This window comes from Streptomyces echinoruber (genome assembly GCF_014651135.1).
Classification (GTDB): Bacteria; Actinomycetota; Actinomycetes; order Streptomycetales; family Streptomycetaceae; genus Streptomyces; species Streptomyces echinoruber.
Genome location: NZ_BMWH01000009.1, coordinates 24,524 through 36,901 on the forward strand (window position 1 = coordinate 24,524; position 12,378 = coordinate 36,901).

Annotated in this window: 10 protein-coding genes; 7 read left to right on the forward strand and 3 right to left on the reverse strand. The window is 75.5% G+C overall.

What is annotated here, in order from left to right:
• Positions 1-51: 51 nt before the first annotated feature.
• Together IE225_RS13525 and IE225_RS13530 are read right to left on the reverse strand one after the other, a co-directional pair.
• Positions 52-651 (reverse strand): hypothetical protein, encoded by a 600-nt coding sequence (locus IE225_RS13525; RefSeq protein WP_190057718.1) that lies wholly within the window; start codon positions 649-651, stop codon positions 52-54.
• A gap of 388 nt (positions 652-1,039) precedes the next feature.
• The gene (locus IE225_RS13530) at positions 1,040-1,837 is read right to left on the reverse strand and encodes an SOS response-associated peptidase (protein WP_190057719.1); all 798 of its coding nucleotides are present in this window, start codon (positions 1,835-1,837) and stop codon (positions 1,040-1,042) included.
• A gap of 181 nt (positions 1,838-2,018) precedes the next feature.
• Between IE225_RS13530 and IE225_RS13535 the strand changes: the two genes are divergently transcribed.
• From IE225_RS13535 to IE225_RS13555, 5 genes are all read left to right on the forward strand, one after another.
• Complete coding sequence (locus IE225_RS13535; RefSeq protein WP_190057720.1) at positions 2,019-2,504, forward strand: hypothetical protein; 486 nt, start codon at positions 2,019-2,021, stop codon at positions 2,502-2,504.
• A gap of 302 nt (positions 2,505-2,806) precedes the next feature.
• A complete protein-coding gene (locus IE225_RS13540; RefSeq protein ID WP_190057721.1) occupies positions 2,807-4,075 on the forward strand; it encodes an EfeM/EfeO family lipoprotein in 1,269 nt (422 codons plus the stop codon).
• Positions 4,072-5,397: an iron uptake transporter deferrochelatase/peroxidase subunit gene (gene efeB / locus IE225_RS13545; RefSeq protein ID WP_229879513.1), complete on the forward strand. Its 1,326-nt coding sequence runs from the start codon at positions 4,072-4,074 to the stop codon at positions 5,395-5,397. The genes IE225_RS13540 and efeB overlap by 4 nt, the downstream gene beginning before the upstream one ends.
• Positions 5,398-5,723: 326 nt before the next feature.
• The gene (locus tag IE225_RS13550; RefSeq protein WP_190057722.1) at positions 5,724-7,577 is read left to right on the forward strand and encodes a phospholipase C; all 1,854 of its coding nucleotides are present in this window, start codon (positions 5,724-5,726) and stop codon (positions 7,575-7,577) included.
• 98 nt (positions 7,578-7,675) lie between these two features.
• Positions 7,676-8,245: an isochorismatase family protein gene (locus tag IE225_RS13555; RefSeq protein ID WP_190057723.1), complete on the forward strand. Its 570-nt coding sequence runs from the start codon at positions 7,676-7,678 to the stop codon at positions 8,243-8,245.
• Here IE225_RS13555 and IE225_RS13560 read toward each other — a convergent pair.
• Positions 8,220-9,953, reverse strand: a complete 1,734-nt coding sequence (locus IE225_RS13560) for a hypothetical protein (RefSeq protein WP_190057724.1) — start codon at positions 9,951-9,953, stop codon at positions 8,220-8,222. The genes IE225_RS13555 and IE225_RS13560 overlap by 26 nt on opposite strands.
• Positions 9,954-10,328: 375 nt before the next feature.
• On the opposite strand from IE225_RS13560, the gene IE225_RS13565 reads away from it, so the two are divergent.
• Both IE225_RS13565 and IE225_RS13570 read left to right on the forward strand, forming a co-directional pair.
• Positions 10,329-10,718: a cell division protein SepF gene (locus IE225_RS13565; RefSeq protein WP_190057725.1), complete on the forward strand. Its 390-nt coding sequence runs from the start codon at positions 10,329-10,331 to the stop codon at positions 10,716-10,718.
• A 230-nt stretch (positions 10,719-10,948) separates the two neighbouring features.
• On the forward strand, positions 10,949-12,355 hold the full coding sequence (locus IE225_RS13570; protein WP_190057726.1) for an AAA family ATPase: 1,407 nt from the start codon (positions 10,949-10,951) through the stop codon (positions 12,353-12,355).
• The last annotated feature ends 23 nt before the right edge of the window (positions 12,356-12,378 follow it).

Consider the following 12,378-nt stretch of genomic DNA (forward strand, 5'->3'; position numbering starts at 1 on the left):
CCGCCCGGCACCGGCCCGCAACCCGGCGACGGGGCCCACGGGCCGGCGGCCTCACGAAGTGCGCGGGGGCGAAGTGTGCGGGGGCGCCGGCCGCTGATCCACCGCGGAGGCGTCGGCCGGCCGATCCAGCAGGCGCAGCAGCGCGGCCCCGGTGACGGCGGCGACCGTGGCCGCCATCAGCAGCCCGGCCAGCGCGCCGATGCCCGCGATCAGCACGGCGGACTGGCCCGGGTGCCACAGCGGCATGGCCACCGCGCAGAAGACCGCCAGCCCGGCCAGCCACGCCGCGGCCGTGGCGACGATCCACCGGTGGGCGCGGGGCACCTGCCCGCGCAGCACCCACCACTGCGCACAGCCCAGGCTCAGCAGCAGCGCCGCCCCGACGACGGCCGCCGGAACGGCCACGGCCGGCGCCGAGGGAACGCGAACGGCCAGCAGCGGGAGCAGCAGCCCCAGCAGCCAGGCGACGCAGGCGGCGCCGGCCGTGGCGGCGATCCAGCGGCGCGGCCGCACCGCGGGCAGCACCCGGCGCAGCACACGGGCCTGGGCGGCGCCGAGCAGCGCCCCCTCCGCCAGGCCGGCCGCCGGCAGCAGCGACCACGCGAGCGCGGTCGAGGCGTCACCGGCGGCGGCACCGGCCGCGGCCGGCACGCAGAACCCGACGGTCTCGCCCAGAGTCGTCCAACACCACCACGACCACCACACCCGCCTTCCGGCCGGGCGCGCGGGCCGGCGCGAGCGCGGCACCGCCGGTGCCGCACGGCCCGCCCGGGGCCCGTGCCGGCCGCCCGATCCGCCGGTCCCGTCCGCAGAAACGCCGTAGGTCCTCATGCTTTCGAGGATGTCCGCCACCCGCCCGCACCGCGCGGTGCCGTTCGGCCCGCCGGCCCGGCCGAACGGCACCGCCCGCCCGGTGCGCGGGCGCCGGTCCGTCCCGTCCCGTCCCGGAAGGCCCCCGCCGGCTCGTTCGGTGCTCCCCGAGACCTTCGTCGGCCCGTCCGGCGCTCCCCGAGACCTTCGTCGGCCCGTCCGTCACCTCCTACCGCCCGGTGGCCGGCGCGGGTACCTCCTCCAGCAGCTCCGGGCCGTTGCGGCGTACGTCGTTGACGGCGAGGGAGACCGGGCGGGCGTCGAGGCGGCCGTCGGCGGGCGGGGTGAGCAGGCCGCGGAGGTCGCCGGGGTCCTGGCGGCGGGGGTCGAGCCAGGCGTCGTAGTGGTCCGGGGGCAGCGCGAGCGGCATGCGGGGGTGGATGCGGCCGGCCGCGTCGGTGGCCTCGGTGGTGAGGATCGTGCAGGTCAGCAGCCAGGCGTCGGGGTCGTCGTCCTGCCGCACCTCGGGGTTGCGCCAGTACGCGTACAGCCCGGCGAAGGCCAGCACCCGGCCGTCGGCGGGGTGGATGAAGTAGGGCTGCTTGCGTGACCGGCCGGTCGCCGGGTCCTTGACCTGCTGCCACTCGTAGAAGCCGTCGGCGGGCAGCAGACAGCGGCGTTTGGCGAAGGAGCTGCGGAAGGCGGGTTTGTCGCCCACCGTCTCCACCCGGGCGTTGATCAGCCGGGAGCCGATCTTCGGGTCCTTCGCCCAGGACGGCACCAGGCCCCACCGCAGCGGCCGCAACTCCCGGCGCACCGCGTCCTGTCCGCCGGAGCCGGAGCCGGAGCCGGAGCCGGAGCCGGAGTCGTCGGCGTCGCGCGGGGCGCGTTCGAGCACGGCGTAGACCCGGTTGGTCGGGGCGACGTTCCAGTTGGGGGCGAGGGCCTCCTGCGGACGCCAGTCGGTCACCCCGAAGATCCGGGCCAGGTCCTCGGGGCTGCGGGTGGAGACGTACCGGCCGCACATACCGCCAGGGTGCCACGTCCGACGCTCCCGCGCGTGCGGTGCTCCGGTGATGCTCACTGTCCCCCCTCGGTGGTGCTGCCGACGCTCCCGCGCGTGCGGTGCTCCGCACCGGTGGTGCCGTCGCCGGAGCGGTCGTACCGTCATTACAGAAACGCTGAGCACCACCACGGCGGGAGCCGCCATGCGGAGAAAAGCCCTGTTCACAGCCGTTGCCCTCGGTACTGTCGGGTCCCTGGCGGCCGCTCTGGGGCCGCCTTCCTCCGCCGTCCCGGCCGCGGCCCCGCCCTCCGCCGCCGCGGCCCCGCAGGCCGCACGGCAGCCGGCCGGCCACCCGGTGGTGCTCGTCGACTGCTTCTGGCACGGCCGTGTCCGCCCCACCGACTTCGTCCTGGCCTGCGGCGACGGCAACAGCCGCCTGTCCTCGCTGCACTGGTCGCGGTGGAACCGCGCCGAGGCCGTCGCCCGCGGCGACAACTGGGTGAACGACTGCAAGCCGTACTGCGCGGTCGGCCACTTCCACCGGTACCCGGTCGTGGTCCGGCTCGACCACTCGCAGTCCTGGAAGAAGCACCCCTCCCTCCGGCACTACACCCGAATCCACCTGACTTACACGGACGGGCGGCCCGACGGGTTCCCGCGCACGGTGACGTACCCGCTGTGGAACTGACCGGCACTGACGAAGGGGCGTGACCGTCCGGAACCCTCCGGCACCATCCGGCACCGCCCGGAGACGGTGGGAGCTGATCGGAGCCGACCGGCGTCGGCCTGGCCGACCGGGCCCAGCGACCGGTCCGGGCCGGTGAGCCCCGGGCCGGTGAACGCCGGTGCAAGGGGGAGAAAACTCCTGGCCACGGATTCCTCCGAACGCGGGAGGCGGCAGGCCGGCCCGCCTAGCATGGGACGATCGCGCCGACGGCGTCCCGCCCGGTGCGGTGCGAGTACGTCCGTACGTCGTCCGGGAGGCGCGGCATGCCGGTACCCGGCCTCGGACCGCGGCCGGCCCGGCCCCGGGCGGGCGGCGGACCGCCGGCCGCCCTCGCGGTCGCCGCCGTGGCCGTCGTCCTGGCCGTCGCCCTGATCGTCCTGGCCGTCGTCCTGGTCGCCGCCCCGGCCGGCGTCCCGGGGGCGCGGGGCGGGCACGGGCGCGCCGACACCGCGGCCGCCCCGGACGGCCTGCCGCACACCACCGTCGAGATCTCGCCCGGCCACTGCGGCCGGGGCTGGCGCGCGCCACGGCCCGGACTGCAGGTGTTCGACCTGCACAACACCTCCGACCGGGCCGCCGAGGCGTACCTGGAGGACCCGCGCAGCCACGCCGTCCACGGCGAACTGGAGGGCATCGCACCGGGCACGACCCGGCAGCTCACCGTCCGCCTCGGCAAGGGCGCCTACGCCTTCCGGTGCGTCCCCGATGACTCCGACGCGGTCACCGGGCCCACCGTCCGCGTCACCTCCGGCGTCCCCGGCCCGGCGGCGGCGCCCGTCACCGAGCACGACCTCGTCCCGCCCGCGCTCGCCTACCAGAAGTGGGTCGGCGCCGGCCTGGACACCCTGGTGCGGCTGACCGGCGCGCTGCGCGCCGCGATCGACCGCGGCGACCTGGCCGCGGCCCGGCGCGCCTGGCTCCCGGCGCACCTGCAGTACGCGCGGCTGGGCGCGGCGTACGGCGCCTTCGGCGACGCCGGTGAACGCATCGACGGCACCGACGCGGGCCTGCCCGGCGGGGTGCGCGACCCGCGCTTCACCGGCTTCCACCGCCTGGAGTACGGCCTGTGGCACGGCCGGTCCGCCGGCGCCCTGCGCGCCTCGGCGGCCGCCCTCGCCCGGGACGTCGGCGCGCTGCGCGACGGCTGGGCGCAAGCCCGCGTGGAACCGGGGCAGTTGGGAGTGCGGGCACACGAAATCCTGGAGGACACCGTGCAGTTCGAGCTGACGGGCCGTACCGACTACGGCAGCGGCAGCAGCCTCGCCACCGCCCGCGCCCACCTCGACGGCACCCGCGCGGTGCTCTCCCGGCTGCGCCCCCTGCTCGCCACCCGCTACCCGCAACTGCCGCGGCTGGAGCAGGAGATGGACCGCGCCCGGCGCACCCTCGACGCCCTCGGCGCCGCCGGCCGCCCGACCCCCCTGGCGCGCCTGACCCGCCGGCAGCGCGAGGCGGTCGACGCGGTCTTCGGCGACCTGGTGGAGCGGCTGGCGCCGGTGGCGGTGCTGTGCGACCCGCGGAGGACGACATGAGCGCCGACGCGAGCACCAATGGGGACGCCGACATGAGCGCCGACGGGAGCACCGACGTGAGTGCCGACGGCACGACCCGGGACCGGGGCACGCCCCCGGTGGGCCGGCGCGGCTTTCTGCGCGGCGCGGCCCTGGCCGGGGCGGGCCTGGCCGCGGGCGGCGCCGCCGGAGCCGGGGCGGCCGCCGTGACCGGCGCGGGCGCGGAGCCGGCCCACGCCGCGCCCGTGGCCCCCTTCCACGGCATCCACCAGGGGTCGGTGCTCGCCGCCCCGCGCCGCGTCACCGCATTCACCGCCTTCGACGTGACCGCCGAGAACCGCGCGGAACTGACCGACCTCCTGCGCATCCTGACCGACCGTGCCCGCTTCCTGACCGCCGGCGGTGTACCGCAGCCCCTCGGCGTCACCGCGCCGCCCGCGGACTCCGGCCTCCTGGGCGACCGGCTGCCCGGCGGGGCGCTGGCGGTGACGGTCGGCGTCGGCGCCTCGCTGTTCGACGACCGCTACGGCCTCGCCGCGCTCCGGCCGCGCCGCCTGACCACGATGCCGTCCTTCCCCGACGACGACCTCAGACCCGAGTGGTGCCACGGCGACCTCAGTGTGCAGCTGCACGCCGACGACACCGACACCGTGCTGCACGCGCTGCGCGACCTCGCCCGGCACACCCGCGGCGCAATGCAGGTGCGCTGGCGCCTGGACGGCTTCACCAGCCCGCCCCGGCCCTCCGGCACCCCGCGCAACCTGCTGGGCTTCAAGGACGGCACCGCCAACCCGGACGTCACCGACGCCCGCGCGATGGACCGCCTGGTGTGGGTGGGCGCGGGCACGGGCGAGCCCGACTGGGCGGCCGGCGGCAGCTACCAGGTCGTCCGGCTCATCCGCATGCTGGTGGAGTTCTGGGACCGCGTCTCCCTCGGCGAACAGGAGCGCATGATCGGCCGGGTCCGCTCCACCGGCGCGCCCCTGGACGGCGACGCCGAGCACGACGTGCCCCACTACGCCGACGACCCCAAGGGCGACGTCATCCCGCTGGACGCCCACATCCGCCGCGCCAACCCGCGCACCCCGGACACCGCCGACCAGCGCATCCTGCGCCGCGCCCACAACTACGACCGGGGCGTCGACGCCAACGGCAACCTCGACATGGGCCTGCTCTTCTGCTGCTACCAGCAGGACGTGGCCCGCCAGTTCGAGACCGTCCAGAAGCGCCTGGCCGGCGAGCCCCTCACCGACTACGTCAGGCCGTTCGGCGGCGGCTACTTCTTCGCCCTGCCCGGCGTACGGGACACCACCGACTGGTACGGCCGGTCGCTGCTGGCGTAGGTCCTCCGGGCCACCTCGCGGGCCGTCGGTGCCCTTGCCGCTCCGGGCCGCGACGCGGCGCGCCGACCGCGTGGTCACGCGCCGTCCGGCCGCCGAGCCGGCTCGCCGCGTTCGCGTCGGCTCCCGACGGACGAACGCGCCGCCCGCACCGGCGACCTGCCCACCCGAACACCCTTCCGGGTCAACACCTGGTCAAGCTTCGGCCCGGCATCCCTGACGCGGTGTTCACCCCGGCGTCACCATGGCTGCGCCGAGACGCCTCCCACCCGGTGAAGCATGTCCGGCCGTACGGCGCGGCACCGTTCAGGCACGGAAGGTGAGCCACCATGGCCAGCAGGGGAAGACGAGCAACCGTCCGGAGACTGGGGGCGCTCGCGGGCGCCGCCGCGCTCGCGGTCCTCGCCGGAAGCGGGCCCGCCCGGGCGTCCGCACCCGCGGCGCCGCGACCCGGCACCAACGCCACGGTCACGGCCACGCCCGTCCAGCACGTGGTCGTGCTGTTCGACGAGAACGTCTCCTTCGACCACTACTTCGCCACCTACCCGAAGGCGGCCAATACCGACGGCACGAGGTTCACCGCGTCGCGGCGGACCCCGAAGGACGTCGACACCCTCGCCCACGCCGGCCTGCTGACGAAGAACCCCAACCAGTACGCGCCCAGGCGGCTCACCCCGGCGCAGGCCATGACCTGCGACCAGAACCACGGCTACAGCGCCGAGCAGTACGCCTACGACGGCGGCAGGGCCGACCGGTTCGTCCAGAACACCGAGGTCGGCAAGTGCAGCGGCGGCCTGTTCGGCGAGCCGGGCCTGGTGATGGACTACTACGACGGCAACACCGTCACCGCGCTGTGGAACTACGCCCAGCACTACGCCCTCAACGACCGCTCCTTCAGCTCGGTCTACGGCCCCTCCACGCCCGGCGCCCTGAACCTGGCCTCCGGCCAGACGCACGGCGTGATCTCCGTCGACCCGAAGTCCGGCACCGACCACCCCCGGCAGACCCTGACGCCCGACCCCTACGCGGTGAAGTCGCCCGACGCCCAGGGCGTCGGCACCGTCGTCAACGACCCGGACCCGGCCTACGACGACTGCGCCGGCAAGAACCACACCAGCAGCAACGCGCTCGCGGTTATGCGGGGCAGGAACATCGGCGACCTGCTGAACGCCAAGAAGGTCACCTGGGGCTGGTTCCAGGGCGGCTTCCGCCCGTCCACCGCGTGGGACGGCACCCAGGGCCACTACGCCCAGTGCGACACCACGCACACCAACGCCGGCGGCGCGGCGGTCGTCGACTACAGCCCGCACCACAACCCGTTCGCGTACTACCGGTCGACGGCCAACCCGCACCACCTGCCGCCCCGGAACGTCGCCGAGATCGGCCACGACGGGCAGGCCAACCACAACTACGACCTGACCGACTTCCACGCCGCCCTGAGGGCGGGCAAACTCCCGGCGGTCAGCTTCGTCAAGGCCGCCCAGTACCAGGACGGCCACGCCGGCTACTCCGACCCGATCGACGAACAGCACTTCCTCGTCAAGGAGATCAACGCCGTCCAGAGCTCGCCGCAGTGGAGGTCGACGGCGATCGTGGTCGCCTACGACGACTCCGACGGCTGGTACGACCACGCCTACGTCAAGCCGCGCAACGGCTCCACGGACACCGCCCCCGGCTCCGACGGCAGGGCCACCGACAGCCCCGCCTGCCAGGCCGGGCCGAAGCCGTCCGGCGGTTACCAGGACCGCTGCGGCCCGGGCACCCGCCAGCCGCTGCTGGTCATCTCCCCCTACAGCAAGGTCAACAAGGTCGACCACACCTTCACCGACCAGGCGTCGATCATCCGGTTCATCGAGGACAACTGGCACACCGGCCGCATCGGCGACCACTCCTTCGACGCCACCGCCGGCCCCCTGACCGGAATGTTCGACTTCCGGCACCCGAACGGCAAGCAGGTGCTGCTGAACGCCGACGGCTCCGTGAAGTCCGTCGGCCCGATCCGCACCGTGAAGCCGGTGACCACCGCCATCGTGCCGGGACCCGCGCTGCGGAACACCGCCGCGAGCGGTGACGCCTCCCCGTCCCCGGCGGTCCCGGCCGGCATCGCGGTGGGCGCCCTGCTGGCGGCCGGAGCCACCGGTACCTGGCTGACCCTGCGGCGCAGGGCGCGCGGCACCGCCTGAGCCGCCCGGCTGTCAGTGGCGGCCCCTACCGTGGAACGCGACACCGGCCACGGATCCGGGGCCGCCACCGGCCGCGGAGGAAAAAAGGGGGGACCGCCATGACGACGCTGCCCGACCGGCCCCGCAGCGCACTGCTCGTCACCGACGTCCAGAAGGGCGTGGTCGCGCACGCCCACCGGCGCGACGAGGTGATCGCCCACATCGCCGCCCTGGTCGAGCGGGCGCGCGAGCAGCACGCCCCGGTGGTGTGGGTGCAGCACTCCGACGACCACATCGAGCAGGGCACCGAGAGCTGGGAGTACGTCCCCGAACTCGTCCGGCGCGAGGACGAACCCCTCGTCCCCAAGCACTACGCGGACGCCTTCGAGAACACCGGCCTGGAGGCGGTCCTCGCCGGGCACCGGGTGGGACGGCTGGTCGTCGCCGGCGCCCAGACCGACGAGTGCATCCGCGCCACGCTGCACGGCGCGTTCACCCGCGGCTACGACGTGACGCTCGTCGCCGACGCGCACACCACGCAGGACCTCACGGCGTATGGCGCGCCGCCGCCGGCACAGGTCATCGCCCACACCAACCTCTACTGGCAGGGCCACCGCGGCTCCGGCCGCCGCGCGGGCACCGCCGACACGGCGGACGTGACGTTCACGCCGGCGTCGGGGGAGGGCTGAGCGGGTGCCGGCCGCGGTCGCCGGCGCCGGCCGTGGCCGGGGGTGTCAGATGGACGTAGCTGCTCGACAGGGTCTGCGGGGCGGCGGTGAAGGCCCGCAGGCGGATGCCGTGGTGCCGGTGGGGGAGGACGAACCGGCCGCCGGGCGCCCGCAGTTCGATGCGGACCGTGGCGTGGGCGGGGATGGTGGCCGGGCCGCGCACCGGCGACCAGTAGCGGCTCATGCCCTGACCGGTGGTGAGCATGAAGTGGGGCGTGAGGGCGGTGCCCGCCCGGTTGGTGACCCGCAGCGTCAGCCGCGTCACCGTGCTCGGCGCCGCCCACCGCGCCGCGGTGATCCGCATGCGCAGCGGCGGCGTGCCCGTGGCCGCCACGGCGCCGCTCACCAGGGCCGGCAGCACCAGCAGCGCGACCGCGGCGCACCGGGCCGGGCGCCGGTGCGGCCCCGAGAGCAGCCGCGGCCGGGGCTGCCAGGCGGTGGCGAACTCCGCGGCGGGCGCGGTGAGCGCGGCCGCCAGCCACAGCGGAGTCATCATCAGGTAGTAACCGTCCTGGGAGCGCGTCGCCAGGTAGAACGCGCACCAGGGCAGCACGGTCGCCGCCGGCCCCAGCCGCCGCACGAACAGCACCAGCAGGGCGAGCAGCGCCACGAGCAGCAGCAGGCTGGCGCGGGAGTACCAGACGAGCCGGTCGCTGCCGCCGGTCAGGTACAGGGAGACGTCCACCAGGCCCTGCCCGTGCAGCACCGCGCCCTGCGTCAGCGGCAGCGCGACCCCGGTCAGCCAGGCCCGCGGCTCGTGCACGACGAAATAGGCGTCGACCAGCAGCCACGCCAGGGCGGCGGTCCCCGTCACGCGCAGCAGCACCCCGGCGGCCGCCCGCCCGCCCAGCTCGCCGCGGCGCACCGCGTAGATCCCGGCCAGCAGGAACGGCGCCACGAACCACGGCAGTTGCTGCGCCGCGCAGGCCAGCCCCAGGCACGCGGCCCGCGCGACGCCGGCCGGCCCGAGCCGGCCGCCCCGCCCGAGCCGCGGCCAGCGCACCACCACCGGGACCAGCAGCGCGAGGGCGAGGATCGCGGGGTAGCCGAGCCGGGCGTACGTCGGCAGGAAGCCGAAGCCGAGGCAGGTCATGGCCGCGGCCGGCCGCCACGGCACCGGCAGCAGCCGCCACAGCAGCACGGCGCCGCACACCAGCGCGCCGGTCGTCATCGCCGTCGCCGGTGTGCCGCCGTGCCCCAGCCACAGCAGCGGGGCGGTCAGCAGCGGGGCCAGCGGCGGATAGCCGTACGTGAGGTCGTAGCCGCCGTCGAAGGTCGGGGTGAGGGCGACGCCGGGCTGGTGGAACAGCCACGGCCACGGCCGGCCGTAGACCGCGTGGCCGGCCACCAGTTCCCTGGCGGCCTGAGCGGTCAGGACCCCCTCGTCGCCGCCCCGGTGGTTCATGACCCACGCGCACAGCACCAGCGTCACGGCCGTGGCCAGCACGCACGCGTCGAGGCGGGCCAGCGACCGGGGGCGGCGCACCACCAGTGCCAGCACCCCGCACACCAGGATGGAGGCGTAGCAGACGGAGATGACCGCGGCGACGACCAGGCGGTGACCGGCCGCCTGGGTCCACACGGCCCGCGTGCCGATGAACAGGCTGACGTCGGCGAGCAGGGTCAGGACGCGATGCCACGGGGCGGGCACCTCGGGGGCGGCGGACACCGTCGGCCTCGTCCGCCGTGCCGTGGTCACCCGCCGCGTTTCCGGCGTTGTTTCTGGCGTTTCTGCCAAGCGCACGACGACCGACGGTAGCCGCGACCGGTGAAGGGGGAACGACCGAAGGTGAAGAGTCCGGTGTGAGACCGGTAAGAAGCCGCGATCCGGGTGGGCGTCAAGAAAGCGGATGGAAGGCGAATAGAGGGGAGGAATGGTGAAGGAAGGTCTGATAAAAGGCATTTCCTTACGGGTGTGTCGTCGCGTGTCGGTCCCGTCCGGGCGGATCGGTCGCGGAGCGTGTCGCGGTTCGGCCGAACGGGTGACGTGGCGTAAGAATTGGCTGATGCAGGCGATGAGTGCGAGTCAGGTCGGGGGAAGCCGGTGAACAGCCACGACGTCACCGATGAACAGTGGGAGGGGCTCGCCCAGGTCGTTCCCTTGCGCGGCCGTGACGCCTGGCCGTCCGCCGTCGACCACCGGGCCCTGCCCGACGCGGAGACCGAGACCCGGCGCCGCTTCGTCGTGTTGAGGGTCAACGTCTTCGCCGACGCCCGGGAGGTCGCCGAGACGCTCATGGCGGGCGCGCCCGTCCTGCTCGACCTCACCGGCGCCGAGAGCGACGTCGCCAAGCGCGTCCTCGACTTCAGCACCGGTGTCGTCTTCGGCCTCGCCAGCGGCATGCACCGCGTCGACCGCAACGTGTTCCTGCTCACCCCGCCCGGCACCGAGGTGAGCGGGCTGGTGGAGGAGGCGGCGGTGCACGGAGGGTGAGGCCCGGGGCGGGCCCGATCCGGGTGCCGCGCGGGGGAGCCGGCGCGGGGGAGGCCGTTGATGCGGGGCGCCGGTGCGGGGGAAGCCGTCGGTGCGGGACGCCGATGCGGAGTGCCGGTGCGCGTACGGCGGGCGTGGCGCGGTGTGCGTTGACGCGGTGGTCGCCCGTTCGTGGGAAGGAGCGCGGGCGGAAACGGTTCGGCCGAAGAGCGGAGTCCTACCGTCCGGACATGGCCGCCTCGCCCGTCTCGCCCGCCTTCCCCGTGCCGACCCCGCACGTTCCCTCCCCTCCGCCCGAGCCGCACGGTTCGTCCCCGTCCGCTCGGCCCGACGCCCCGTTCCCGGCTCCCTCCCCGTCGGATCGGCCCGGCGTCCCCTCTTCGCCTTCCACTCCGTCCGCTCGGCCCGGCGTCCCCTCTTCGCCTTGCACCTCGCCCGCTCGGCCCGGCGTCCTCTCCCCGGCCCCCGCCCCGTCCGAAGGCGCCGGTGAGCGGAGCGACGGGCGGGCGCGGATCACCGAGCTGCGGTTGTCCGCCTTCGCCGGGCACCGCGGAGCGGTGTTCCCGCTCGGCCCGCTCACCCTCTTCACCGGCCCCAGCGGCAGCGGCAAGTCCAGCGCGCTGCGGGCCTACGAGGCGCTGGCCCGGCTCGGAGGCGGCGCGGAACTCGGCGAGGTCTTCCCGGACCCCTCCGGCTGCGTTCCCGAACGCGCCCGGCCCGACGCCCAGCGGCGCCGCGGCTTCCGCATCGGCTGCACCGCGGACGGCCCGCAGGGTCCCGTCCGGCTCGACGTCGCCGTACAGGCCGAGCCCGAGCTGCGCATCGTCGGCGAACGGCTCAGCGCGGGCGGCACGGTCCTGCTGCAGACGGCGCTGCGCGACCCCGGGCGGCGTACCGTGCAGGCCGCCTGGCACACGGCCGGCGCGGCACCGGTCACCCGCGCCCCGCTGCCCGACGACCGGCTCGGCACGGCCCTGGTGCCGCTGCGGGTGGCCGGCAAGACCGAAGGGCAGCGCCGGGTGCTCGCCGCGGCGGAGCAGATGGTCGTCGCGCTGCGGTCCGTCTTCGCCTGCGACCCGCGCCCCGAGCGGATGCGCGACCCCGTGCCGCGCGGCACGGGACGCCTGCTGCGCGGTTGCGACAACCTCGCCGACGTCCTCGGGCGGACCCGTACCGAGTGCGGGCGGCGGCACGCGTACCTCGTGGAGGTGCTGCGCGCCGGATGCGCCGGGCCGGTCACGGACGTCCTGGCCGACTTCACCGGTGACGGGCAGGTGCGGGCGGTGCTCGACCGCGGGAACGGGGCGCGCATCGGCTTCGAACGGCTCGGCGACGGCGAACTGCGTTATGCCGCACTGGCGTTGGTGCTGCTGACCGGGCCGGGCGTGCTGGAGGTCGACGTACCCGGCGAGGTGCCCGCCGCCCTGCAGACCCTCACCGTGCTCGCGGACGGCTTCGACCGCGGGCTGGACGCGCGGCAGCGTGACGCCCTGCTGCGGCTGGCGGTGCGGATGTGCGAGCGCGGCCACATCCGCTGGGTGGGCGCGGTGAGCGACGTCTCCTGGACGGCCGGGATGGCGGGGATCGCCGGGACGGCCGGGACACCGGGGCCGACCGTCGTCCGCCTCGCGCCGTGACGTGCCCGCCGCCCCGCGCCGCG